The 25,966-nt window shown below is 47.2% G+C and carries 29 protein-coding genes; all 29 read left to right on the top strand.

Going from position 1 to position 25,966, the window contains the following annotated elements:
- Window positions 1-9 precede the first annotated feature (9 nt).
- Window positions 10-588, top strand: a complete 579-nt coding sequence (locus tag BN1938_RS20760) for a hypothetical protein (RefSeq protein ID WP_050642328.1) — start codon at window positions 10-12, stop codon at window positions 586-588.
- A 15-nt stretch (window positions 589-603) separates the two neighbouring features.
- Entirely contained in the window at window positions 604-1,599 is a 996-nt protein-coding gene (locus BN1938_RS20755) for an RluA family pseudouridine synthase (RefSeq protein ID WP_050642327.1), read from the top strand.
- A complete protein-coding gene (locus tag BN1938_RS20750; RefSeq protein WP_050642326.1) occupies window positions 1,600-2,133 on the top strand; it encodes a Holliday junction resolvase RecU in 534 nt (177 codons plus the stop codon).
- Window positions 2,134-2,208: 75 nt separating this feature from the next.
- Window positions 2,209-3,459 (top strand): ATP phosphoribosyltransferase regulatory subunit, encoded by a 1,251-nt coding sequence (hisZ, locus tag BN1938_RS20745; RefSeq protein WP_050642325.1) that lies wholly within the window; start codon window positions 2,209-2,211, stop codon window positions 3,457-3,459.
- Between the two features lie 10 nt (window positions 3,460-3,469).
- The gene (hisG, locus tag BN1938_RS20740; RefSeq protein WP_050642787.1) at window positions 3,470-4,114 is read left to right on the top strand and encodes an ATP phosphoribosyltransferase; all 645 of its coding nucleotides are present in this window, start codon (window positions 3,470-3,472) and stop codon (window positions 4,112-4,114) included.
- A 2-nt stretch (window positions 4,115-4,116) separates the two neighbouring features.
- Window positions 4,117-5,412: a histidinol dehydrogenase gene (hisD, locus tag BN1938_RS20735; protein ID WP_050642324.1), complete on the top strand. Its 1,296-nt coding sequence runs from the start codon at window positions 4,117-4,119 to the stop codon at window positions 5,410-5,412.
- Between the two features lie 24 nt (window positions 5,413-5,436).
- Window positions 5,437-6,027: an imidazoleglycerol-phosphate dehydratase HisB gene (gene hisB / locus BN1938_RS20730; protein ID WP_050642323.1), complete on the top strand. Its 591-nt coding sequence runs from the start codon at window positions 5,437-5,439 to the stop codon at window positions 6,025-6,027.
- A gap of 14 nt (window positions 6,028-6,041) precedes the next feature.
- A complete protein-coding gene (hisIE, locus tag BN1938_RS20725; protein ID WP_050642322.1) occupies window positions 6,042-7,325 on the top strand; it encodes a bifunctional phosphoribosyl-AMP cyclohydrolase/phosphoribosyl-ATP diphosphatase HisIE in 1,284 nt (427 codons plus the stop codon).
- A 142-nt stretch (window positions 7,326-7,467) separates the two neighbouring features.
- The gene (locus BN1938_RS20720; protein ID WP_050642321.1) at window positions 7,468-7,779 is read left to right on the top strand and encodes a hypothetical protein; all 312 of its coding nucleotides are present in this window, start codon (window positions 7,468-7,470) and stop codon (window positions 7,777-7,779) included.
- Window positions 7,780-7,886: 107 nt separating this feature from the next.
- Entirely contained in the window at window positions 7,887-8,222 is a 336-nt protein-coding gene (locus BN1938_RS20715; protein ID WP_050642320.1) for a hypothetical protein, read from the top strand.
- Entirely contained in the window at window positions 8,222-8,557 is a 336-nt protein-coding gene (locus BN1938_RS23760) for a virulence associated protein D (protein WP_174518408.1), read from the top strand. Before BN1938_RS20715 ends, BN1938_RS23760 begins: the two co-directional genes overlap by 1 nt.
- A gap of 177 nt (window positions 8,558-8,734) precedes the next feature.
- The gene (locus tag BN1938_RS20705) at window positions 8,735-10,645 is read left to right on the top strand and encodes a MerR family transcriptional regulator (RefSeq protein WP_050642319.1); all 1,911 of its coding nucleotides are present in this window, start codon (window positions 8,735-8,737) and stop codon (window positions 10,643-10,645) included.
- Between the two features lie 9 nt (window positions 10,646-10,654).
- Window positions 10,655-11,332, top strand: a complete 678-nt coding sequence (locus tag BN1938_RS20700; RefSeq protein ID WP_050642318.1) for an ABC transporter ATP-binding protein — start codon at window positions 10,655-10,657, stop codon at window positions 11,330-11,332.
- Between the two features lie 13 nt (window positions 11,333-11,345).
- Window positions 11,346-13,181, top strand: a complete 1,836-nt coding sequence (locus BN1938_RS20695) for an FtsX-like permease family protein (RefSeq protein WP_050642317.1) — start codon at window positions 11,346-11,348, stop codon at window positions 13,179-13,181.
- Between the two features lie 237 nt (window positions 13,182-13,418).
- Window positions 13,419-15,284, top strand: a complete 1,866-nt coding sequence (locus tag BN1938_RS20690) for a TIGR03960 family B12-binding radical SAM protein (RefSeq protein WP_050642786.1) — start codon at window positions 13,419-13,421, stop codon at window positions 15,282-15,284.
- Entirely contained in the window at window positions 15,268-15,984 is a 717-nt protein-coding gene (locus BN1938_RS20685) for a TIGR03936 family radical SAM-associated protein (protein WP_050642316.1), read from the top strand. Before BN1938_RS20690 ends, BN1938_RS20685 begins: the two co-directional genes overlap by 17 nt.
- Window positions 15,981-17,174: a ribonuclease E/G gene (locus BN1938_RS20680; RefSeq protein WP_050642315.1), complete on the top strand. Its 1,194-nt coding sequence runs from the start codon at window positions 15,981-15,983 to the stop codon at window positions 17,172-17,174. Before BN1938_RS20685 ends, BN1938_RS20680 begins: the two co-directional genes overlap by 4 nt.
- A 314-nt stretch (window positions 17,175-17,488) precedes the next feature.
- Window positions 17,489-18,385 (top strand): SPL family radical SAM protein, encoded by an 897-nt coding sequence (locus tag BN1938_RS20675; RefSeq protein WP_187376333.1) that lies wholly within the window; start codon window positions 17,489-17,491, stop codon window positions 18,383-18,385.
- Window positions 18,386-18,483: 98 nt separating this feature from the next.
- The gene (gene ybaK / locus BN1938_RS20670; RefSeq protein ID WP_050642313.1) at window positions 18,484-18,963 is read left to right on the top strand and encodes a Cys-tRNA(Pro) deacylase; all 480 of its coding nucleotides are present in this window, start codon (window positions 18,484-18,486) and stop codon (window positions 18,961-18,963) included.
- Window positions 18,964-19,199: 236 nt separating this feature from the next.
- Window positions 19,200-20,519 (top strand): aspartate kinase, encoded by a 1,320-nt coding sequence (locus BN1938_RS20665; RefSeq protein WP_050642312.1) that lies wholly within the window; start codon window positions 19,200-19,202, stop codon window positions 20,517-20,519.
- Between the two features lie 15 nt (window positions 20,520-20,534).
- A complete protein-coding gene (locus BN1938_RS20660; protein WP_050642311.1) occupies window positions 20,535-20,948 on the top strand; it encodes a CBS domain-containing protein in 414 nt (137 codons plus the stop codon).
- 109 nt (window positions 20,949-21,057) lie between these two features.
- Window positions 21,058-21,843: an amidohydrolase family protein gene (locus tag BN1938_RS20655; protein ID WP_050642310.1), complete on the top strand. Its 786-nt coding sequence runs from the start codon at window positions 21,058-21,060 to the stop codon at window positions 21,841-21,843.
- Window positions 21,844-21,949: 106 nt separating this feature from the next.
- Window positions 21,950-22,258, top strand: coding sequence for a 50S ribosomal protein L21 (gene rplU / locus BN1938_RS20650; protein ID WP_050642309.1), 309 nt, complete (start codon window positions 21,950-21,952; stop codon window positions 22,256-22,258).
- 12 nt (window positions 22,259-22,270) lie between these two features.
- Window positions 22,271-22,615, top strand: coding sequence for a ribosomal-processing cysteine protease Prp (locus tag BN1938_RS20645; RefSeq protein WP_050642308.1), 345 nt, complete (start codon window positions 22,271-22,273; stop codon window positions 22,613-22,615).
- Window positions 22,616-22,620: 5 nt separating this feature from the next.
- The gene (gene rpmA / locus BN1938_RS20640; protein ID WP_009004259.1) at window positions 22,621-22,905 is read left to right on the top strand and encodes a 50S ribosomal protein L27; all 285 of its coding nucleotides are present in this window, start codon (window positions 22,621-22,623) and stop codon (window positions 22,903-22,905) included.
- A gap of 262 nt (window positions 22,906-23,167) precedes the next feature.
- On the top strand, window positions 23,168-24,451 hold the full coding sequence (obgE, locus tag BN1938_RS20635; protein WP_050642307.1) for a GTPase ObgE: 1,284 nt from the start codon (window positions 23,168-23,170) through the stop codon (window positions 24,449-24,451).
- A gap of 17 nt (window positions 24,452-24,468) precedes the next feature.
- The gene (yhbY, locus tag BN1938_RS20630) at window positions 24,469-24,759 is read left to right on the top strand and encodes a ribosome assembly RNA-binding protein YhbY (RefSeq protein ID WP_009004257.1); all 291 of its coding nucleotides are present in this window, start codon (window positions 24,469-24,471) and stop codon (window positions 24,757-24,759) included.
- A gap of 9 nt (window positions 24,760-24,768) precedes the next feature.
- Window positions 24,769-25,380, top strand: a complete 612-nt coding sequence (gene nadD, locus BN1938_RS20625; RefSeq protein WP_050642306.1) for a nicotinate-nucleotide adenylyltransferase — start codon at window positions 24,769-24,771, stop codon at window positions 25,378-25,380.
- A complete protein-coding gene (gene yqeK / locus BN1938_RS20620) occupies window positions 25,377-25,937 on the top strand; it encodes a bis(5'-nucleosyl)-tetraphosphatase (symmetrical) YqeK (protein WP_050642305.1) in 561 nt (186 codons plus the stop codon). Before nadD ends, yqeK begins: the two co-directional genes overlap by 4 nt.
- The last annotated feature ends 29 nt before the right edge of the window (window positions 25,938-25,966 follow it).

Here is a 25,966-nt window from a genome sequence, read left to right as displayed (position 1 = left end):
AACTACAATATGACTAAGGTGATAAAAGGAGAGCCGGGATATCTGGATTATAAGAAAAAAGCAGAGATTATCCGGACCGTGATTTATTTTGCACTGGTGGCTGCTATTTTCATTCTGGGTTACAGCCAGGCGCATACGAGACTGAATCTGATGACCGTTGTCGCTGTATTGGGGTGCCTCCCGGCGTCCAAGGCGCTGGTGGGTGTCATTACCCGATTTCCCTATCCGTCTATTGCAGTCATCCGTGCAGATGAGATTAAGGCAAAGACCGGCAACATAACGGCAGTCTATGACATGATCATTACAAGCCGGGAAAAAGTGATGCCGGTGGACTGCATTGTGATTTCCGGAAATACGATCTTCGGATATACGAACAGCGAAAAAGTGGATGTAAAATACGCAGCGACTCATATAAAAAGCATCCTGAACCAGAATCATTTTCCGGATGTCTCGGTGAAAATCCTGAATAATTATACCGCTTTTCTGGCAAGGGCCGAGGGTCTCAATTCGATTGCCGCTGTGGAAAAAGGGGATACAAAAGAGATGGAAAAACAGATCAAACAGGTAATATTGAATATATCCATGTAGAAAGGAATCAGTTTTATGCAGCAGATAACAGTCGGTGACAATGAAGCGGGACAGAGGCTGGATAAGCTTCTGGCCAAGTATCTCAGAGAGGCCCCGAAAAGCTTTTTATATAAGATGCTGCGGAAAAAGAATATTACTCTGAACGGGAAAAAAGCTTCCGGCAGTGAGAAGCTTTTCAAAGGCGACGAGATCAAATTGTTTCTTGCAGATGAGACCATTGCCAAATTTGCCGGGGATGCAGGGCTCCCTGCAGAGAGACACATGAATAAAGAATCCAGCCATGCTGTGCGTCTGGATATCCTCTATGAGGACAGCAATATCCTGCTGATTAATAAACCCGCCGGAATGCTTTCACAGAAGGCTCAGGACACGGATGTCTCACTGGTGGAGTATCTGCATGACTATCTGCAGCAGAGCGGGGCTTTGACAGGGGATGAGATGCGAACATTCCGCCCCTCTGTCTGCAACCGGCTTGACCGGAACACGAGCGGCATAGTAGCCGCCGGGAAAAGCCTGCAGGGCCTGCAGGAGCTGAGCCGCCTTTTTAAGGACCGGACACTGGGCAAATATTATCTCTGCCTTGTACAAGGGGAAGTGAAAGAGCGCTCCCGGATCTGCGGTTTTCTGAAAAAAGACGAAAAAAGCAATCAGGTCCGCATAACAGACTCGCCTGAAGCAGGAAGCGCGGCAATTGAGACAGAATTCTGCCCCCTCAAATCTAAGGGCGGCGTGACGCTGCTGGAGGTACACCTGATTACCGGGAAGACCCACCAGATCCGCGCTCATCTTGCTTCTGCCGGGTATCCGATCCTGGGAGACTACAAGTATGGCGGCAGAAAGCTGGGTGACAGGTACAAAAATGCATACGGGCTGAACCACCAGCTGCTCCACGCATACAGGATCACATTTCCGGCACTGGAAGGGCTGCTAAGCGTTCTGTCGGGAAAGGAATTTCGGGCCCCGCTTCCCGGAGAGTTTCAAAAAATAGCAAAGGATAAGGGTGTTTTATAGATGGCTACCTGGAATTCAAGGGGGCTTCGCGGCTCCACACTGGAGGATCTGGTGAACCGCACCAACGAACGGTATGAGGAGATGGGGCTTGCGCTGATCCAGAAGATACCGACCCCCATCACTCCGGTAAGGATAGACAAAGAGCATCGCCACATTACGCTGGCATATTTTGAAAAGATCAGTACAGTCGATTATATCGGGGCTGTGCAGGGAATTCCGGTCTGCTTCGATGCAAAGGAGTGCGCTGCGGATACTTTCCCGCTGCAGAATGTGCATGAACATCAGATGAATTTTATGGAAAAGTTTGAGAAGCAGGGAGGTATCTCCTTTTTGATTATATATTACAGCAGTTACCATGAACTCTACTATATGCGTTTTAAAGAGATAAAGCGATACTGGCAGCGCGCCGCAGAGGGCGGGCGGAAGAGCTTTCGTTATGAGGAACTGGATCCGGCTTACTTCATGGAACTGAAAAATAATTGTTTCGTCCCGTACCTGGATTACATACAAAAGGATTTGGATACCAGGGATTGACAATCAGGGAGAAACTGCGTATAATTTACAGGGTGATTTAACGAATTAGCACGATAAAGTGAAAGGGCAGGAAATATGGAACAGAAATTACATACACCTGAAGGCGTCAGGGATATTTATAATACAGAATGCAGGAAGAAGCTCAGAACACAGGAAAAGCTCCATGATGTCCTGCACGCATACGGATATCAGGACATTCAGACACCGACTTTCGAATACTTCGATGTGTTTCGAAAAGAGATCGGAACGATATCTTCGAGAGAACTCTATAAATTTTTTGACAGGGACGGCAATACACTGGCACTGCGCCCGGACATCACGCCGTCCATAGCCCGGGCGGCAGCAACACTGTTCGAGACGGAAGAATACCCCGTCCGGCTCTGCTATATGGGCAATACATTTATCAACCATTCCAGCTATCAGGGCCGTCTGAAGGAAAATACCCAGATGGGGGCGGAGCTGATCGGCATGGATTCCATCGAGGCGGATGCAGAGATGCTTGCCATGGTTGTAGACGGGCTGAAAAAGGTAGGGCTTAAGGAATTTCAGGTCAATATCGGCCATGTGGACTTCATACAGAGCCTGATGGATGCTACAGGACTGGAAGAGGAACAAAAGTCAGAGATTCACGATCTGATCATAAACAGAAATTATTTTGGAGTGGAAGAGATCCTGGACAACCAGGATGCAGCGGACAACATTAAGGCTGCATTCCAGGTGCTTTCTGAGCTGATGGGCGGTGTAGAGATTCTGGACCAGGCTATGGAGATAGCGCCGAACATCAGCGCAAAGCTTGCCGTATCCTATCTCCAGCAGTTATATAAGCTGCTGACCCTTTACGGTGTGGAGGACCACATCACATTTGACCTGAGCATGAGCGGGAGCTACGGGTATTATACCGGAGTTGTTTTCCGTGCATATACATACGGTACCGGCGATGCCATTGTGAGAGGCGGACGCTATGATAACCTTCTGGGAAAATTCGGAGAGAATACGCCGTCGATCGGCTTTGCGATCATCATAGATGAGCTGATGAGCGCCCTGAGCCGCCAGAAGATCCCGGTGGAAACCAGGGAGATGAACATGATTGTTTACACGGAGGCTACGCAGAAGTGGGCTATTTCGCTTGCAAAGAACTTCCGTTCCAAGGGCAAGTGCGTGGAGATACACAAGCGGGATAAGCAGGAAAGCAGGGAAGCCTATGAAGCATATGGAAAACGGACACAGGCCGTGAGTATGCTGTATCTGAACGAGGATCTGACGATTGAGATGGTGAATCTGCGTACCGGGGATGAGAAGCTGATAAATGCAAGGAAAAAGAGATAGAGGAGCAGACATGAGATATTTAACTTTTGCCCTTACAAAAGGGCGTTTGGCCAATAAAACGCTGGAAATGCTGGAGATGCTGGGAATTACATGCGAGGAGATGAAGGATAAAAGCTCCAGGAAGCTGATCTTTGTCAATGAGGAGCTGAAGCTGAAGTTTTTCCTGGCAAAGGGCCCCGATGTCCCCACCTATGTAGAGTATGGGGCGGCCGATATCGGTGTGGTCGGCAAGGATACGATCGTGGAGGAAGGACGCAAGGTGCACGAGGTACTGGATCTGGGATTCGGCAAGTGCAGAATGTGCGTATGCGGGCTTGAGGAGGCCAGGGAACTGCTCCGGCATCATGAGCTGATCCGCGTGGCAACCAAGTACCCTAATATTGCAAAAGATTATTTTTATAATAAAAAACATCAGACAGTTGAGATCATAAAAATGAATGGTTCTATTGAGCTGGCGCCTATTGTAGGGCTGTCAGAAGTGATTGTGGATATCGTGGAGACTGGATCTACTCTGAAAGAGAACGGACTGGTGGTATTGGAGGAAGTGTGTCCTCTTTCTGCCAGGATGATCGTAAATCCGGTCAGTATGCGCATGGAAAATGACAGGATTAAGGAGCTGATCGTGAATCTGAGAAAGCTCTTACAGGAGGGATAAAAATGCGAATTGAAAAATTAGATGAAAGTACGAAAAAAAATCTGCTGGAAGACCTTTTAAAACGCAGCCCCAATAACTACGGAAAGTATGAGTCCAGCGTCCGGGAGATACTGGATGCAGTGAAAGAAAAAGGGGACGAAGCAGTCTTTTCCTATACAAAGAAGTTTGACGGAGCAGAAATCCATGCGCAGAATGTGCTCGTCACAGAGGAGGAGGTAGCGGAAGCCTATGCCCAGGTGGATGCCTCTTTGCTTGAGATCATACGTAAATCTTTGAAAAATATCGAGTCCTACCATGCAAAGCAGATGCAGTACAGCTGGTTTGACAGCAAGCCTGACGGGACGATGCTCGGACAGAAGGTGACCGCTCTCCGGAGAGTAGGGGTATATGTTCCGGGCGGGACGGCTGTGTATCCGTCCTCGGTACTGATGAATATCATGCCGGCCAAGGTGGCGGGCGTGGATGAAATTATCATGGCCACCCCTCCGGGAAAAGACGGCAGGGTGAATCCGACCACCCTGGTTGCCGCCAAAGAGGCGGGAGCAGACGCCGTATATAAGGTGGGAGGAGCCCAGGCGATTGCGGCACTGGCCTATGGGACGGAAAGCATTCCCAAAGTGGACAAGATTGTAGGCCCGGGAAATATATACGTAGCCCTGGCCAAAAAGGCCGTCTACGGATATGTAAGTATTGATTCCATTGCAGGCCCCAGTGAGATTCTTGTCCTGGCGGACGAGACGGCCAACCCGAGATATGTGGCTGCAGACCTGCTCTCCCAGGCGGAGCATGACGAGCTTGCATCGGCCATTCTGGTGACAACCAGCAGAGAACTGGCAGAAAACGTCTCTTTACAGATCGATGGGTTTGTGAGAGAATTGTCCAGGAGAGAGATCATACAGAAATCTCTCGATAATTATGGGCATATCCTGGTGGCGGAGACGATGGAAGACGCGATAGATGCGGCAAATGAGATCGCTTCAGAACATCTGGAGATCGTGACCGCAGACCCCTTTAACGTGATGACGAAGATCCGCAATGCGGGCGCTATTTTTATAGGAGAATACAGCAGCGAACCCCTGGGAGATTATTTTGCAGGGCCGAACCATGTCCTGCCGACAAACGGTACGGCCAAGTTCTTTTCCCCTCTGTCCGTGGATGATTTTCTGAAGAAATCGAGCATCATTTCTTATTCAAAGGAAGCTTTGGAGGCGGTACACCTGGATGTCGAACGTTTTGCGGAGGCGGAACAGCTGACTGCGCATGCGAATTCGATAAAGGTACGTTTTGAAGAATCATAAACAGGATGAAAATGGGAGGGATGTATGATGGACAGGACAGGCAGCTGCATGAGAAAAACAAAGGAAACAGAGATTAACCTGACAATTTGTCTGGACGGAAAAGGGCGCAACAGCATTGATACGGGAATTGCCTTTTTTGACCATATGCTGGACGGTTTTGCGAGACACGGCCTGTTTGACCTGGAAGTAGAGGTTAAGGGGGATCTGGAAGTGGACTGTCATCATACGGTGGAGGACACCGGTATCGTGCTGGGACAGGCAATCGCCAAGGCCCTTGGAGATAAAGCGGGAATCAAGCGCTACGGCAGTTTTATGCTTCCCATGGATGAGACGCTTGCTTTGTGTGCGGTGGATCTTTCAGGACGCCCGTATCTGAACTACCAGGCCGGATTTACGGTGGAGAAGATCGGCGGGCTGGATACGGAAATGGTGAAGGAGTTTTTTTATGCGGTTTCATACAGTGCAGCAATGAACCTGCATCTGAAAATTCTGGACGGAGGCAACAACCATCATATGGCGGAGGCCCTGTTCAAAGCGTTTGGTAAAGCACTGGATGCGGCTACCATGGAAGAGCCGAGAATGAAAGAGGTTTGGTCTACAAAGGGCAGCCTGTAAAGGAGAGTGGATAAATGAGTTATAAGAGATTGACCCCCTGTATATTTATTGACGGAGGGAAAGCTGTAAAATGGTTTGATGATAGAGAAGTGATCGCGGACGATGTGGTGTCCCTTGCAAGGCATTACGGGGATATGGGGGCGGATGAGCTGATCATATTTGATCTGTCCAATTCCGATGAGGAGCACGAGGAATCCATTGACCTGATGAAAAGGATTAACCGCGTCATCAGCATTCCGATGGTGGCCGGCGGCAATATCCGCAGACAGGAGGATGTAAAGAAGATTCTCTATGCGGGTGCAAAACGCGCCATGCTGAACTTTTCCAAGCACCTTTCCATTGACCTGATTGAGGACGTATCCAAACGATTCGGCAAAGAAAGAATCGCGGTGTCCCTGAATGATTTTGACGCCCTGTTCAAACAGCAGCATCTGATCGAAGAGTACAGTACGGAGATCATTTTCATGCACAGGCTGGACCTGAATTCGGTTATGAATGTGACGCAGATTCCGTGTGTTGTCGTAACGGATACGATGGAACAGGACGAGATCCTTAAAATATTGAAGTGCGACGGCGTGAAAGGGGTATCGGGACTGTTTATCAGTCAGGATGATATGGATTTTAATGCCTTTAAAAATGTCTGTGCTGCCGAAGGGATCCGGATGACGTCTTTTGAAAGCATGATGGATTTTTCCGAGTTTAAACTGAATTCAGACGGGCTGCTGCCTGTCATTGTGCAGGATTATAAAACGAATGAGGTCCTGATGATGGCGTATATGGATGAAGAGGCCTTTGACCATACGGTCAAGTCCGGCAGGATGACATATTTTAGCAGAAGCAGGAAAAAACAGTGGGTAAAGGGCGAGACATCCGGCCATTACCAGTATGTAAAGACGATGACGATTGACTGTGATAAGGACACACTGCTTGCCAAGGTAGAACAGGTCGGAGCGGCCTGCCATACCGGAAACAGCACCTGTTTCTTCCAGCCGATTGTAGGCAGTGATTACGACGGGAAGAACCCGCTTCAGGTATTTGAATCCGTCTATTCAACAATTATGGACAGAAAAGAGAATCCGAAAGAAGGTTCTTATACCAATTATCTTTTCGATAAGGGGATTGATAAGATCCTGAAAAAGATTGGAGAAGAAGCGACAGAGCTTGTGATTGCGGCTAAGAATCCAAATCCCGAGGAGATCAAATACGAAATGTCTGATTTTCTGTACCATGCGATGGTCCTTATGGTGGAACGGGGAATTACCTGGGATGATATAACAAACGAGCTTGCGGACAGATAACGTGATTTGTTCTATAGCACTCCGGGACAGAGAGTTCTAACTGTTTTTGGCAGGGCATATGATATGGTAGACATATCATATGCCCTTTTCTGTACGCCCAAAGGGCAGCTTAACAGGAAATCCAAAAGGAGGTACATAGATTATGAATGAATCAGAAGAAAGACGCCGCCAGCTTCTAAGGCAGACCAGAAGGCTTTACAATGAGGACAGCTTTATTCCCGCTGTGCACCCCAGGTATGGACATATTTACCATGACCTGTATGACGATGCAGAAGAAAGGCCTAAAAGCAGCTTTTTCTTCCGTCTGACGCTGGGCGTCTTATGCTTTGTTTGTTATGTCTGGATCGATTACGGCAAAGTGAATGTAGCAAATGTAAGCAGCGATAAAATCGTAAACCAGATCGAAAAGCAGATGGATCTCAAAGATATTCAGGCAGTGTGGAAGAAGCTGTAGGGGACGTGAGCCATTAGAGCGTTAATTCAAAAATGCAGTGGAATTTTCTCTTCAAGTCGGATATAATGAGTATACCAAAGATTATTTAGAGGACAGAGGAGGCTGCTATGCTGAAATTAGAAATAAAAATGGATGAAAAAAAGATTGCTGCTGACCAGAAATATCAGGTGGAAAGTATTTATCAGGCAGTTGAGCAGGCGTTTTCCAGATATGGACTGAATAAGGCACAGCAACCAGATGGGACATTATGCTTTACCGGAAATGGGAATCCGAAAGATTATGGTGCTTTCGGATGTATTATTACATCTTTAAGAGAAAAAGTTTGGTTTATGGAATATGTAACAAAATGGGTCTGGTACAACAGCGATGATGGAGAAAATGAAGAAGATTTTGCCGTTGAGGATGTACTGTATCATTATACAAAGAGACTGAGTGTGGCATAATGGCAAGAAAAGAAGCAAAACACTTAAAGGCATTATATTTTGATCTGCGGGTTAATGATCTTAAAAAATATTTTTCAGCAAGCAACCCCAATGGTGCTTATACGAAGATACGAGATTACCTGGTAAAGAGAAACTTTTCCCATGAGCAATATTCAGGATATCATTCCAGATATAAGACAACGGATCTGGAAATTTTCGATTTGGTACGTGAGATGAGCAGGGAGCTTCCGTGGCTTGCTCTGTGCCTAAATCATTTTGAAGTAACCAATATCGGAGCTAATCACGATTTAATGATGTTGTTCGAAGAACCTGTATTGGAACCGGATATACTATAAGTATGTAATGAGAGAAATCAGGAGAATCGTCACTAAAACAAGTGGCGATTTTTAATTTGTTGAAATTTAGCGAAGAAAAGTTATAAAAGACTTGACTGTATACCTGCTATACACCCTAATATAGATACATAAAGATATTTCAGATTATAGAATGTAAGCAGATGAGGGGGTGGATTTTTGAATACGAAACAAGCGGAGGAACTGACCGGAATATCCAGACAGAATATTCGCTACTATGAGCGGCAGGGGCTGCTGGAACCTGCAAGGGAAACCGGCAATGCATACAGGGATTATTCGGAGGAAGATATACGGCGTCTGAAGCTGATTAAGATGCTGAGGATGCTGGATATGCCCCTGAAAGAGATCGAAAATATATTGAAGGAAGAGCTTCCCCTGAAGGAGGCTGTTGTACGCCAGCAGGAAAATCTGCTGAAGCAGCAGAAACAGCTGCAGGCGGCGATTGAAGTCTGCACGAGTATCCATAAGGATCAATCGGATCAGGTGGACGTGGATGCTTATCTTGAAAAAATGGAAACCATGTCCCGAAACGGAAGCGTATTCGCAAAGATTGCGGACGATTACAAGCGGGTGGCCATGGAAGAACAGCAGCGGAGATTTTCATTTAATGCAGATGAAGCCGTGAACACAGCAGGTATGTTTGAGGCTGTACTGCGTAAATATGCATCAGACCGCGGGATGAAGTTTCAGATGGTAAAATCCGGAATGTACCCTAAATTCACGCTGGACGGAACCGTCTATACGGCTGCCAGAGTGCTGGAGGACAGTGAGGAGACAAGGGAAGCGTCAACACGGATACTTTGTATAAGGGAAAATGAAGAGTCTATCAAGAAAGAAATCCCGGACAAGAGAAGGAGTTTTTATCAGGGAATACACACAATTCTGGTAAATATACGGCGTCACTACAAAAAAAGTATCCTCAATATCCTGATCAGCCTGCTGACGGTTATTGTAATGGCTCTTTATCTGGGCAATCTGACCAGTACAAAACAACAGCTCGATGAATTGCCGGAAAGGCTCCCTATATCGGTACAGATCTGGAATGTGAGCGGGGATTCCAATTCGGGCCTGTTCATACAGCCGCGGGTTCTCGATGCGGTTTACGGATCCTCATACACAAAAGAGATTGTGGAAGGGGCAAAGCTTTTGGGGCGCCTTCCGCAGGAGAATGCCGAAAACTTACAAGATCTCTGGGTTCAGGGATTGAACCGCCCGGAATGTATTGAGGGCCTGGAAGAGGAGGATATCAAGTGGAGCAAAGGCTGGGATTGGGATACTTTTCAGAAAAGCCAGGATGTCTGTATCGTGAATCAATCATCCATAGATAAAGAACTTGGGAGCCGGCTCCCCCTTTCACTGCAGCACTACCAGCTGCTGCTTTCCGGAACAGGATTAGAAATAAAGGATCTCCGGCCGGTAAGTATGGAAGTCGTCGGAATCTGGGATTCCAGCGGAACCGATGAAGAGGTAACTGTGCCGGATATTTTATTCCCTCTGGATGCTGTAAAAGAGATTTATAAGCAGAGTGGCCAGACATATTTTGCCTCTTCCCTGTCCTTTCTGGTAAAAGACTCCATGAAGCTCAATGAATTAAAACAGGAATTAAAGGACGCCGGGCTTCAGACGGTGGTTCCGGGCTCCACTTTCTCTTATGCCGGGGCCGGGGTCAGGGTAGATGATGTGATCTTTATCCGGTCGGTCACTAGTCTGGAAAAAAGCCTGTCTCTGCTGCAGGGATTTCTGCCCTTTGTCCTTCTTGTAGTGATTATGGTGGGGTATATCGTATCCCACTTGCTGCTTCAGGGCAGACGGGAGGAGTACGCGATTATGCGGGCGCTTGGAACGAGCAGACGGCGGTGTACGGTACTGTTTTTTGTGGAACATATTCTGCTGGCTGCGGCAGGCGGCGCTGTGGGAGCAGCTGCAGGGTTGATATTGCGGTGGGCCGGCATGGGAGCAATTGCGCTTGTCTGGCTTGTGTTTTTGGTCTGCTATATACTGGGCGCGTCGGCTGCCATGTGGATGTTTGGAAGATTCAGCGTTGCAGCTGTGTTATCACACAGAGATTGAGAGGGAGATATGGAACGGATTAAAGTAGAAGATGTAAGTTATTCTTATCAGAATAAATTTCAGACAATTGAGGCGGTAAAACGGATATCCTGCACGTTTGAATCCGGTAACATGTATGCGGTTACAGGAGAATCAGGAAGCGGAAAAAGTACTTTTCTATCCCTGCTTGCCGGACTTGACCATCCCAGGGAAGGGAGAATCCTGGTGGACGGCGAAAATCTGGCGGAAATGGACCGGGATGCATACAGACGGAAGGAAGTGTCCGTGGTATATCAGGCCTTTCATTTATTTCCTCTGCTGACCGCCTGGGAGAATGTTATGTATCCGCTGGAGCTCCAGGGAATTCCACGCAAAACGGCAAAAGAGAAGGCGGCCCTGTGCCTGGAAGAAGTAGGTCTGGAAGAAAAGATCCTGAACCAATATCCGCGTATGATGAGCGGAGGGGAGCAGCAGAGAGTGGCAATTGCAAGAGCTATGGCTGCCGGAGGGAGAATTCTGCTGGCAGATGAGCCGACAGGGAATCTGGACACGGAAAATGAAGAGAATATAGTCGAATTACTGCTTAGACTGGCACATGAGAAAGAATATGTAGTTATTATAGTTACACACAATTCTCGGATTGCAGACCAGGCGGATATCCGTATGACCATGAAGGACGGGAAAATGATATCGGTAGAAAAACAGTGAGGTGGTGTATGGCATGACATTTTATTACAGCATGAAACAAATGCTCCGCAGTCCCCTGAAGAGTTTTCTGTTTTTTCTTCTGATTGGTGTTTCGGCATTTTTCCTGGCACTGGGCGGAAACCTCTGGAACATGAGCAGAACGGCAATTCAGGAATTCGAAAAAATATTTACCACCATAGGAACTGTGGAGCAGGAGACAAAGGATAACGGGGTTTATGGGATATGGGATGCGGAAATGAAAGAGTATCAGTATTTTAACGCAAGAACCGCGGGGGAGCGAATCAAAGAGGAGGTGCTGGACTTTGAAGGCGCGGGGTATGTACATAAGCCAAGGCAGCGCCCCTATTTTGGAGCATATGTAGAGGAGCTTTATCAGGGAGTGGGGCGCACCTGGCTGCTCACCGTGGAGGTAACCCCCCTGAAAACAGAAACAGCGGATCATTCCGTCAAGATGCGCATTGTTAAGGTGCTGGAAGGCGCTGTCAATGAGGGGGATTATATCTATGTCTGCGAACACCAGAATCCGGAACCCAGAACGTTCGAGGCGGGAAAGACTTATGTTATGCAGCTTAATCAGTACGGTTTTACCCACGGTGTGGAAACAGAAAACAGCGATAGCGGGGAGATGGAAATGGAATATGTTCCTACAAATGGTACCCTATCAACACAATACACTCTCGATGGAGAAAGGATCTATGATCCTATAAATGAATCAGACGAATTTGATGAGGTGACGGAAGGGTTCTATGAAACAGAACGCGGAAAGCGGTGGCTGCTGGCGGGAAATATGCAGGACTATTTGGATCATGTCGTACCGGTTCAGCCCACAGACAGCACAAAGCTGCTGATGCCGTTTTATCAGGATGAGGTCGTTATCTCCGAGGGAAGGGATATCACAGAAGAGGAATATCAGGACGGCGCAAAGGTCTGTCTGATTCCCAGTACGCTGGCGATGCTGCTTCAGAAGTCCGTGGGGGACAAACTAACCCTGCCTCTGTTTTATGCCAATTATCGGGATGCACCGGTGGACAACTTTTCAACAAAGGGCGGCGGGTATGGGTTTTCCTTTATTAATGCACAGGGCCAGCCCTATTCCATATTCAACGAGCAGGAATATGAGATTGCGGGCATTTATACAATCAAAGATTACGGTACCGGTTCCCTTGGAATCGGCATGTATGAAGTGGTCATTCCCTGGAACGCAGTTCCCGAGAATTCCTGGAAAGATAACATCGTAGCCTATGGACGCATGCAGGTTGGCAACACGTCTTTCCAAATTCCAAACGGAACAATACAGCAATATCAGGAGCTATGGGAAAAACAGGGGGTAAAAGATCTGAAGATCACCTTTTATGACAAAGGTTATACCCAGCTCCGGGAAGGGATTGAAAAGCGAAAGATGATGTCATGGATATTCCTGGTCAGCGGAGGCGTCATGGCACTCATGATTTTACTGTTCTTTTCAAGTATGTTCATAACGGGACAACAGGAGAGGATTGCCGTGGAGCGCCTGCTTGGAAGAACGAAGGGGCAGTGTTCCAGATCTATTCTGACCGGAATACTTGTACTTGCGGCGGTTGGCAGCATCCTGGGCAGCATAGCGGGATGGAAAGCTACAGGAGCAGCCGCCAAGAAGGCCGATGCGGCCACTGTATTCGATACGTCCTACAGCAATGTGACAACAAATGACACAGAGGCTGACATAGAGTGGGCAAGCCCCAGCATAGCATTGTCGGTTGGGACCGGGGGTGGTTTAATTCTGGCGGCGTTTATCATCTCGTCCTGCTATATGAAAGAAAACCTAAAAAAGGAGCCGCTGCAGCTTTTAGGGAAGATCGAAGATGTTTAATACGCTGAGTTGACGAGTTTCCATCTCGCCGGCAGATGAGTGTGCGAAAGAAAGGGGTAGCCGTTACAGAAGCTATCCCTTCTTTCGCGCACTCATCTGCATAAACTTAAAACATTCCGCATTTTGCTTGATGTTATGACAAAAAGCACTTATAATTAAACGGTGGTGCCCGGTGTTTCCGGACACCATCAGATCATTTGGGATCTAATAGCATGGATAAGAAGGATGTATATAATGATGAGAAAATTAGCGTTGAGCGATGAGATACTGCTGAACATCGAGAAACCCGCCCGTTACATCGGCAATGAGGTAAATGCGGTGAATAAAGACCCGGATCAGGTGGACATTCGGTTTGCTCTTTCGTTTCCCGATATCATGGAAATTGGCATGTCCCACCTGGGGATTCAGATTTTGTATGATATTTTTAACCGGCGTGAGGATGTATGGTGTGAAAGGGTATATTCTCCCTGGACCGACCTGGACAAGGTAATGAGGGAACAGAAGATCCCCCTGTTTGCCCTGGAATCACAGGATCCAGTCAAGAATTTTGACTTTCTGGGCATCACAATCCAGTATGAAATGTGCTACACGAACATACTGCAGATCCTGGATCTAAGCCAGATTCCGCTCCACAGTGCGGACCGTACCTGGGAGCATCCGGTCGTAATCGGCGGGGGCCCCTGCACCTACAATCCGGAACCGCTGGCAGAGTTCTTTGATCTGTTTTATATAGGAGAGGGCGAGACGGTCTATGATGAACTGCTGGATCTCTACAAGACCTGCCGGGCCGGGAGCAGCAGCCGTACAGAGTTTCTGAGAAGGGCGGCGGAGATTGAGGGGCTCTATGTTCCGATGTTCTACGAAGCGGATTATCATGATGATGGTACTCTGAAGTCCTTTACACCGACGGAGCCCGGGATTCCTGCCACGGTGAAAAAGCAGATCGTAATGGATGTCACGGAAGCGCCTTATCCGATGAAGCCGGTGGTGCCCTTTATCAAAGCAACGCAGGACCGGGTTGTGCTGGAAATCCAGAGGGGATGTATCCGCGGCTGCAGATTCTGCCAGGCAGGGATGCTGTACCGGCCTACCCGCGAGCGAAACGTGGAGACACTGAAGGAGTACGCCCGTGTTATGCTGAAGAATACGGGACACGAAGAGATCTCTCTGAGTTCTTTGAGTTCCAGTGACTATTCCGAACTGAAAGAACTGGTAGACTTTTTAATAGATGAATTTAAGGATAAAGGGATGAATATTACCCTGCCATCCCTTCGGATCGATGCATTTTCGCTGGATGTGATGCAGCGGGTGCAGGATATCCGCAAGAGCAGCCTGACATTTGCCCCCGAAGCGGGTTCACAGCGGATGAGAAATGTAATTAATAAGGGCCTGACGGAGGAAATGATCCTGGAGGGGGCCGGACAGGCTTTCGAGGGAGGCTGGTCCAAGGTAAAACTGTACTTTATGCTGGGCCTTCCCACTGAGACGGAAGAAGATATGAAGGAGATCGCAAGGCTTTCAGACCGGATTGCGAGAAGATATTACGAGATCCCGAAAGAGGAGCGCCATGGCAAATGCCAGATAACGGCGAGCACTTCCTTTTTTGTACCAAAACCATTTACCCCATTCCAATGGGCGCCAATGTGTACCAGTGAGGAGTATATGCACAGGGCTTCGGTTGTGAAGCATGAATTTCAGGAGCAGTTAAACAGAAAAAGCATGAAATATAACTGGCATGATGCGGAAGTAACCGTTCTGGAGGGCGTATTTGCCCGCGGCGACAGGAGAGTGGGAAAGGCCATTGAGGAGGCCTACAGACTGGGATGCCTTTTTGACGCCTGGACAGAAACATTCTGCAATGAAAAATGGATGCAGGCGTTTGAGAATACGGGCATTGATATTGCATTTTATACGACCCGGGAAAGAGAACTGGATGAATTGCTTCCGTGGGACTTCATTGATATCGGGGTCAGCAAAAGCTTTATGAAAAAAGAGTGGGAGCGGGCGCAGGAGGGCGTTGTCACACCAAACTGTAAGATGCAGTGCTCCGGATGCGGAGCGGCACAATTTGGAGGAGGTGTCTGCTATGAAGGTAAGAATTAAGTTCAGAAAATATGGTGCGCTGAGATTTATCGGGCACCTGGATGTGATGCGGTTTTTCCAGAAGGCCATGAGAAGGGCGGAGATCCCGATCGCCTTTACCGCCGGCTACAGTCCTCATATGATTATGTCTTTTGCAAATCCGCTGGGGATCGGACTTTCCAGTGACGGTGAATACTTTGATATTGAGCTGAGCGGCCCGATTTCCAGCAAAGAGGCCGTGAGACGGCTGAATGAGGCCATGGTGGAAGGGATGGAAGTCGTAAGCTTCCGTCAGATTGCGGAAGAAAAGAAGATGACTGGAATGGCGATCGTTGCGGCGGCGGATTACAGGACGACGGTGAAAAAGGATGTGTTTCCGGCAGATTGGCCGGAGAAGCTTGCGGCATTCATGGCGCAGCCCGAGATCCGGATTCTGAAAGAGACAAAACGCAGTGCGAATGAAGTGGATATCAAACCAATGATATACCGTCTGGAAGCGAAAGCGGACGCTGTCTGTATGCAGGTGGCCGCGGGGAGCGTCCAGAATCTGAAGCCCGGCCTTGTCATGGAGGCATTCTGTCATTTTATGGGGATCGATTTTGCCGAGAGCGATTATTCACATCACAGGCTTGAGATGTATGCGGATAGGGGCCAGGAAGGCAGACGAGAATTGGTAACATTGGAAGATTTGGGTAGCGAAATGGAGATGGAGACGGCATGACCTCAAGAAAAGTTCTTATGATGAAAGAGGCCCAAAAGGTCTGGATATTTCTTCTGGAGGACGATGAAATCGTAGAAATACACTGCGACAAGCCGGACAGCGGCGTAAGGCAGCATGTACTTGGCAATATCTATGTGGGCAGAGTGAAGAATATAGTGCCCAATATCGGAGCAGCATTTATCGAGATTGAGAGCGGCGTGGAATGTTATTATGACATGAGCCAGGCCGCTAATGCTCTGTTCACGCATAAGGCAGGCAGGAAGCCGCTCTGCATCGGGGATGAGCTGGTTGTTCAGATCAGCAAAGAGGCCGTTAAAACAAAGGCCCCGACGGTCAGCAGCAACTTAAGTTTTACGGGCAGGTATGCAATTCTGACAACAGGAAACACCAGAATCGGAACCTCCGGCAAGCTTCCCAAATCGCTGCGTGAGGAATTAAAAGAACGCCTTCTGCCCTATAAAAACGAGGAGTATGGCCTTATCATCCGTACGAATGCAGGCGATGCTGATTTTGACCAGATCCTGGGGGAGATTAAAAGCCTGGAACAAAGCTATACCGCTCTGAAGTCTGCGTCTCAGACGAGAACATGCTTTTCCTGTCTGCAGGAGGCGCCTCCCGCTTATATCTCTGACCTGAAAAATGTGTATACCGAAGGTTTAACGGAGATTGTGATTGAGGACGAAGAGCTTTACCGCCAGGTCAGGGAATATTATACAAGAGAACAGCCGGCAGAATTAGAGAAACTGAGGCTTTATCAGAGCAGCCAGCTCCCTCTCGGAAAGCTGTATCATACACAGACTGTACTGGAAAGGGCATTGAGCGAACGCGTATGGCTTAAGAATGGGGCCTATCTGGTGATACAATATACGGAAGCGCTGACTGTGATTGATGTAAACTCGGGAAAATGTTCTGTAAAAAAGAATCCTTCTGAAACTTATTTGAAGATCAATCTCGAAGCAGCCAGGGAGGCAGCCAAACAGATGCGGCTTAGAAACCTTTCGGGAATCGTTATTGTGGATTTTATTAACCTGGACGATGCCGATGCAACCAGGGAACTGCTGAAAACATTCCGCCAATACCTCTCAAAAGACCCGATTCAATCAACACTTGTGGATGTGACCGCGCTGCAGCTTGTAGAGCTGACCCGCAAAAAAGTACGCAGACCTCTTCATGAGAGTTTAGCAGAATAATTTTTTTACTTTTTATATTGTATAGTTGTATGCAATATAAACTTACTCAAAATGCAGTATGCAGCCCGAATGATTATGACAAAGAAAATACTGTATTCATGTATACAATATAAAATATTGGGTATTTCGCGAGGGCTTCAAAACATTAAAGTTACATTGTGGATTGTATACGATTATACAATTAATTTCACTAAAAATGTTAACACAGCAAAATGCCTAATGTTACAATAGCCGGAAAATCATGGCTTTGGTATAATAAGTGAACTTCCCCGGCCGATCAACAGCCGGGGACTTCCAAGAAAAGGAACATTATTATGGAGTATATTCCAGCTAAAACGATAATTACCCGTTCGAAAAGACCGGAATACTGGTTTGGAACAGAATATAATATGAATATATATAAAGGATGCTGTCATGGCTGCATATACTGTGACAGCCGTTCAGACTGTTACGGAATCTCTTCCTTTGACACTGTCAGGGCAAAGGAAAATGCTTTGATGATCATACGCGATGAGCTGCGCAGAAAGACAAAGAAGGGCGTGGTTTCTACGGGGGCCATGAGCGATCCTTATAATCCCTTTGAGAAGGAGCTGAAACTGACCCGGCATGCGCTGGAGCTCTGCGATGCATTTGGATTTGGAGCCGCCATCGCTACAAAGAGCAGTCTGCTGGCAAGGGACATCGATGTGCTTACAGATATCAGGGAACATTCACCGGTGCTGTGCAAAGTCACGATTACCACTTCAGACGATGTGCTTGCAAAAAAGATAGAGCCGGGAGCGCCGCCGTCCTCGGAGAGGTTTGCCCTGGTCCGTGAATTGTCCGGTCATGGGATATATACCGGGATTCTGTTAATGCCCGTGCTTCCTTTCCTGGAAGACTCTGATGAGAATATCCGGGAAATCGTTCGTAAGGCACATGAGGCGGGTGCAAAGTTTATCTATCCTGCTTTTGGGATGACGCTGCGCGAAAATCAGCGGGATTGGTACTATGAAAGGCTGAACCAGCTCTTCCCGGGAGAGGGGCTTGCAGAGAAATACCAAAAGAGATTCGGCAACGCCTATGAATGCAGAAGCCCGCGGGTACGCCAGCTTTGGAAGGTTTTTGAGAAAGAGTGCCAGGAGGCGGGAATCCTGTATAAGATGTCCGATATCATATCAAGCTATAAGCGCCCCTATCGTATGGAGCAGCTCAGCCTGTTCGATTATTGAGTAAATCATGTGCTTAATGTAATAGGGTTCAGTCCTAGTATAATGCCTTGTACCGCTGATTTTGCATGGGACAGAATATGACAGATAAGGAGAAGATTATGGGGAAGAAAGAACTGAAGACGAACGCAATGCGGATATTGGACCGATATAAAATTCCTTATGAATATCAGACTTATGAGTGCGATGAATTCGTGGACGGCATTACGATTGCAGATCAAGCGGGCCTGCCTCATGACAGAGTCTATAAAACACTCGTAACAACAGGAAAGAGCGGGATACATTATGTGTTCGTGATTCCGATTGCGTCTGAACTGGACTTGAAGAAGGCGGCCCGTTCTGCGGGGGAAAAGTCTTTGGAAATGCTTCCGGTTAAAGAGCTTACCTCGGTTACCGGATATGTCAGAGGAGGCTGTACTGCCATCGGCATGAAAAAAGCTTTCCCTACTATAATAAATGAAACGGCCCGGTACCTGGACTACATGTATGTCAGTGGGGGCAGGCTGGGCATGCAGCTAAAACTGGATCCCGGTGATTTGAAAAGGGCCGCCGGCGCCGAGTATGCAGATGTGATATTTTAAATTTGCAGTATAACAGATTTTGAATTTGATTTGTGAATAAAAATGCAGGATTTTTTGTCATTAAATGCAAAAAAATGCGAAAGAAGAGATTTACAAGAAGGAATGACTGCGTTATAATAATGTACCGAGAACGCAGAAATTTTGAAGAGGGAACTATATCGCACAGTATTTGCTGTTAAGGGCCGGCTGCATGCCGGATATGGGCGCCTCTCTAAGTATATTGGAGGAAACGAGGAATGAAAAAAGTAGTAAAATTCGGCGGAAGTTCTTTGGCCAGTGCCGAGCAGTTTAAAAAAGTAGGGGACATCATACGAGCAGATGAATCCAGGCAGTATGTTGTACCATCCGCACCAGGTAAAAGGTTCTCAGGAGACACCAAGGTGACGGATATGCTGTACAGCTGCTATGGGGCCGCCATTAAGGAAAAGAACTTTACAGACTTACTCTCTGCAATCCAAGACAGATATAACGAGATTATCGAAGGGTTGAATTTGACTCTTTCCCTGGATCAGGACTTTGATGTGATCCGGGAAAATTTTGGAAAAAAAGCAGGAAGAGATTACGCTGCCTCCAGAGGTGAATATCTGAACGGCAAGGTGATGGCAGCATATCTGGGATTTGAATTCGTGGACGCAGCCGAGGTAGTCCGCTTTGATGAGGAGGGCAATTTTGATGACGCTGCAACAAACGACCTGCTGTCTGCACGGCTAAAGGATATACGCTACGCGGTCATTCCCGGATTTTACGGGGCGAAAGAAGATGGAACGGTTGTAACATTTTCCAGAGGCGGTTCGGATGTTACCGGTTCACTGGTTGCGCTGGCTGTAACGGCTGACTTATACGAAAATTGGACAGATGTATCCGGATTTCTCATTGCTGACCCAAGGATTGTGAAGAATCCCAAATCCATAGAGACTATTACATATAAAGAACTGCGTGAGCTTTCCTACATGGGGGCGAGCGTGCTCCATGAGGATGCCATTTTCCCGGTAAGAAAAGCAGGAATACCGATCAATATCCGCAACACCAATGCACCTCAGGATAAAGGAACTTTAATCGTAGAGGGCACATGCAGGCAGCCGAAGTATACCATTACAGGGATTGCCGGTACGGACGGCTTCGCATCCATTACCGTAGAGAAGGCCATGATGAACTCTGAGATTGGCTTCTGCCGCAAGGTGCTCCAGGTATTCGAAGAGAATGAGATTTCCATCGAACATATGCCGTCGGGTATTGACACAATGACAATCTTCGTTCATAAGGATGAATTTGAGGAAAAGGAACAGCGGGTGCTTGCCGGAATCCACAAGGCTGTAGATCCTGACCACATCGAACTGGAATCAGATCTTGCACTGATTGCTATTGTAGGCCGGGGAATGAGGGCGACACGCGGGACTGCCGGCCGAATATTCTCTGCCCTTGCCCATGCGCACATTAATGTAAAAATGATTGATCAGGGATCCAGTGAGCTGAATATTATTGTTGGTGTCAGACATGATGATTTTAAAAACGCGATCAGGGCGCTGTATGAAATCTTTGTTTTGACACAAATTTAAAGAAAGGTATTCATTATGAACATTCTGTTTTTTTTAAAACCGAAAAATGAAGTTGCTTATATCTACAATGACAGTACGCTGCGCCAGGTTCTGGAGACAATGGAATACCATAAGTATGCGTCCATCCCCATGCTGAACAGGGAAGGGAAATTTGTGGGCACTGTCACAGAAGGAGACCTGCTTTGGGGAATAAAGTCTTACAATAATCTGGATATCAAAAGCGCCGAACACATCTTGATAAAGGATTTCCCACGTAAGGCCAATTTTGACGTAGTGCCTGCGGATGCCGATATGGAAGATCTGGTGAAGAAAGCGATGAATCAGAATTTTGTACCTGTAGTGGATGACCAGAATAAATTCATCGGGATCATTACGCGCAGAAGCATCATAGAATACTGTTACGATAAACTCAATGATTGCGATAAATAGAAGCCTGCCCAAAGACTCACATACGGTATACCCAAGGGTACACCGTAACACATGCTCTGCGGGAGAATTTTCAGCTATAGTTGAAAAATAAGGTATAAGGTAAAATAAGATGATAGATTTTCATACACATATTTTCCCGGATAAGATTGCCGGAAAGACACTGGAATTTTTAAGCGGAAGATGTAAAACGGTTCCCTTTACCGATGGAACTGCTGAGGGACTGAAGGTTTCCGGGCAGAAAGCGGGCATAGACATCTCGGTTGCCCTCCCGGTCGTTACAAAACCGTCTCAGTTTGACAGCATAAACCGTTTTGCCGCCCATTTTTTGACGGGAGATGTGATCTCCTTCGGGGGACTCCACCCGGACAGCGCAAACTACAGGGAAGAACTTAAGACTTTGAAGAACATGGGATTTCAGGGGATTAAACTGCACCCGGCATATCAGGAGACGATGTTTCACGATATCCGTTATAAGCGGATTGTTTCCTATGCATCAGAACTGGGGCTGATTATTACCGTGCACGGCGGCTACGATCCCGGATATCCGGACTGTGTTTACTGCACGCCGCAGATGGCGGCAGAGGTGATTGACGAAGTGCAGCCCGAGAAGCTGGTAATCGCCCATATGGGCGGTCTTAAATGCTGGGACGATGTGGAGCGCTGCATCGTCGGAAAAAAGGTTTATCTGGATACCGCCGTTGTATTTGGTGCAATCGATGACGGACAGTTTGTGCGCATTTGCAGGAACCACGGTACAGATCGTATTCTCTTTGCCACAGATTCTCCATGGTCCGGGCAGACAGAGTCCATAGAATATATGAATGGACTTCCACTGACACAAGAGGAAAAAAGCAGGATTTTTGACGAAAATGCCCGGAAACTATTGACTTTATAAATTTTCATATGCTATACTACAACGGTATGCCGCGCAATGAGGTTTTGAAGTTCTGCCCTTTTAGCAGACACCGTAATTGGCGAGTAATGATAATAGGAGGTGCCATATGTACGCAATTATAGCAACAGGTGGTAAACAGTACAAAGTAGCCGAAGGCGATATCATTAAAGTAGAAAAACTTGGGGTAGAAGCTGGAGAGACTTATACATTTGACCAGGTACTTGCAGTGAACAACGACAAACTTGTTGTTGGGAACCCGACAGTCGATGGTGCGACAGTTACAGCTTCTGTAATTGGTGACGGTAAAGGCAAAAAAGTTGTCGTTTACAAGTATAAGAGAAAATCTGGATACCATAAGAAAAATGGTCACAGACAGCAGTATACTGCAGTTAAGATCGACAAGATCAACGCATAACCCGGTGAGAGAATGATTAAAGTATCCATTTATAAGACTGACAAGCATGAATATGTAGGTTTTGACGCACAGGGACATGCCGGATTCGCGGATGAGGGTATGGACATTGTATGTGCGGCGGCTTCAGCGCTGATTATCAACACGATAAATGCGATTGAAAGATATACATCCGATGAGACATCTGTAGTGACAGACGACTCAGAAGATGCACAGGGGCTGATTCAGTTCAGATTTACCGGTGGGAGACCTACACACGATGCTGAACTGCTGTTAAAGACTATGATTCTGGGGTTGGAAGAAATAGAAGATGACAGCGACTATGAACCATACATTGATATTATCTTCAAGGAGGTGTAATAACCATGATGAAATTGAACCTTCAGTATTTTGCTCATAAAAAGGGAGTTGGTTCTTCTAAGAACGGCCGTGACTCTGAGTCTAAAAGATTAGGTGCTAAAAGAGCTGACGGACAGTTTGTGAAAGCCGGCAACATCCTTTACAGACAGCGTGGAACAAGAATTCATCCGGGCGTGAACGTAGGACGCGGCGGGGATGACACACTGTTTGCATTAGTAGACGGAGTTGTCAGATACGAGAGAAAAGGAAGAGATAAGAAACAGGTTTCTATCTATCCTGTAGCTGAATAATTAGTTACGGTACACACGGCCTCAGACCTAACAGTCTGGGGCTTGTTTATTATTTAACATCCGAAATGCACAGCTCCCTTCGCTGCAGGCGAATTTCAATGGGCTGGATGCGCAATATTTCAGGCTTGTATGAACTGTTAGAAATATGCAGCTATAGGATATGTGATTTCAGGGAATTATGAATAGTAAAAGGAACTATCTTGTGATATAATAGTACGGATATGGAATTGGTAAAAATAGTAAATAGAAAAGGATATATAATATGTTTGCAGACAGAGCGAAAATTTTCATAAGATCCGGCAAAGGCGGTGACGGACACTGCAGCTTTCGGAGGGAACTATATGTACCGAACGGAGGGCCGGACGGCGGGGACGGCGGAAAAGGCGGGGACCTTATTTTTCAAATAGATGAAGGCCTGAATACACTGGTAGATTTCCGCCACAAGAGGAAATATGCCGCCGGCGACGGCGAAGAGGGCGGCAAGCGCCGCTGTCATGGAAAAGACGGGAAGGATCTGATCTTAAAAGTTCCGGAGGGAACCGTGATCAAAGAAGCAAAGACCGGCAAAGTAATCGCGGATATGTCCGGGGACAACCGCAGCCAGGTTGTCTTAAAAGGCGGCAGGGGAGGACTGGGGAATCAGCATTTTGCCACATCCACCATGCAGGTGCCGAAGTATGCGCAGCCCGGACAGCCGGCCATGGAGCTGGAGGTGAATCTGGAGCTGAAAGTCATCGCAGATGTGGGGCTGATCGGTTTTCCAAATGTAGGCAAGTCAACACTGCTCTCCAGGGTTACGAATGCGGATCCCAAGATTGCCAACTACCATTTTACAACGCTGAACCCGAATCTGGGAGTCGTTGACTTGGATGGGGCGAAAGGATTCGTGATGGCGGATATACCCGGGCTGATCGAGGGGGCATCGGAAGGCGTCGGACTGGGACATGAGTTTCTGCGCCACATTGAACGGACAAAAATGATGATCCACGTGGTGGATGCAGCGGGCACTGAGGGCCGGGATCCGATGGACGATATCTATAAGATTCATGCGGAACTGACGGCTTATAACCCTGAGATTGCAGAGCGCCCGCAGGTGATTGCAGCCAATAAGACCGATCTGATATACAGCGGGGACGAAGACCCGGTGGACAGGCTCAGGGCGGAATTTGAGCCAAAAGGGATCCGGGTATTCCCAATCTCCGGAGTTTCCGGAAAGGGGATTCAGGAGCTGTTATACTATGTGAGCGGACAGCTTCAGGATATGGATGATAAGCCGATTGTATTTGAACAGGAATACTTTCCTGAGGATGAACTGATCTATGAAGACCTGCCCTATACAGTGGAGAGAGAAGGAGAACTGTATGTAGTGGAAGGCCCGAAGATTGAAAAGATGCTGGGATACACCAACCTGGATTCTGAAAAGGGATTTGCCTTCTTCCAGAAGTTCTTAAAAGATTCCGGTATCCTGAATGACCTGGAACAGGCAGGCATTCAGGAGGGAGACACGGTTAAGATGTATGGACTGCAGTTTGATTATTATAAATAGACAGGAGATAAAACAGTATGACAACAAAACAGCGAGCTTATTTAAAAAGCCTTGCCATGACAATGGATCCGATCTTTCAGATCGGGAAGTCCAGTATTACTCCCGGGCTTACAGAAGCGATTTCTGAGGCTTTAGAGGCCAGAGAACTCATTAAGATCAGCGTGCTTCAAAATTGTGCAGATGATCCAAGGGAGCTGGCAGAGCTTGTTGCCGGCAGGACACGTTCTCAGGTGGTCCAGGTAATCGGCAAGAAGATTGTATTATACAGGGAAGGAAAGGACGACAAGAAAAAGATCGTACTTCCGTAGGAGGATTCTATGAAAATCGGCATCATGGGAGGCACATTCGACCCGATCCATATTGGTCATCTGCTTTTGGGTGAATTTGCCTTCGAAGAGTTTAAACTGGATGAAATATGGTTTTTACCGAATGGTAATCCACCGCATAAAGATACGGAAGACATGGATACCTCGCTTACCCACAGAATTGAGATGGTAAAGGCCGCAATCAGCGGTTCCCCGCATTTTAAGCTTTCCATGCATGAGGCGAAGAAGGGGATATCATACACGTATCGGACAATGCGTGATTTCCATGAACTGTATCCGGGCAACGAGTTTTATTTTATTTTGGGGGCGGATTCTCTGTTTTCCATTGAACAATGGAAGTATTTCAAAGAGATTTTCCCAACCTGCACCATACTTGCGGCGATGCGGGATGACAAGGATGTGGGAGATATGCAGAAACAGATTGCTTATCTTAAAAAGAAATATGAAGCCGAGATTGAACTGCTTCGGGCGCCGCTACTGGAGATTTCTTCAACGACGATCCGGGAGCGGGCCGCGAAGGGGCTGACAGTGCATTATTTCGTGCCGGATGCAGTGGCTGATTATATTAAAGAACATCATTTGTATAAGGAAGTGGAGCCATGACGGAGATTTTGGGGATTCGAAGAAAACTGGAGAAGAGATTAAAACCAGAACGCTACGAACATACGCTGGGAGTTATGTATACGGCTGCATCGCTTGCCATGTGTTATGAAACGGATATACACCAGGCGATGCTGGCAGGGCTTTTGCATGACTGCGGCAAGTTCTGCTCCGGTAAGGAGCAGATCAAATTGTGCAGGGAATGCAATATCACACTGACCGACTCTGAGCTGAAAATGCCGGCCCTGATCCATGCCAAGCTGGGAGCATATCTTGCCGAGCATGAATATAATATTAAAGATTCTGATATTCTGGGGGCCATCACTTATCACACCACGGGAAAGCCTCAGATGACACTGCTTGAAAAAATCATTTTTCTAGCTGACTATATCGAACCGGGCAGGCAGGGAATTCCGGTTTTAAAGGAAGTGAGAAGAGAGGCGTTTTCAAATCTGAACAAGGCAGTGGCACTCAGTGCTGGTTCCACAATTTCTTATCTTAAGAATGTGGGAAGGGAGATTGACCCCTTGACCGTCAGAACTTATGAATATTATCAGTAGCAGTTCAGACCAGTGAGAACTGTTGACAT

This window comes from Eubacterium sp. SB2, assembly GCF_001244405.1.
Lineage (GTDB): Bacteria > Bacillota > Clostridia > Lachnospirales > Lachnospiraceae > Faecalicatena > Faecalicatena contortus_B.
The sequence above is the reverse complement of the archived record's forward strand: the minus strand, read 5'-3'. Positions and strand labels throughout refer to the sequence as shown.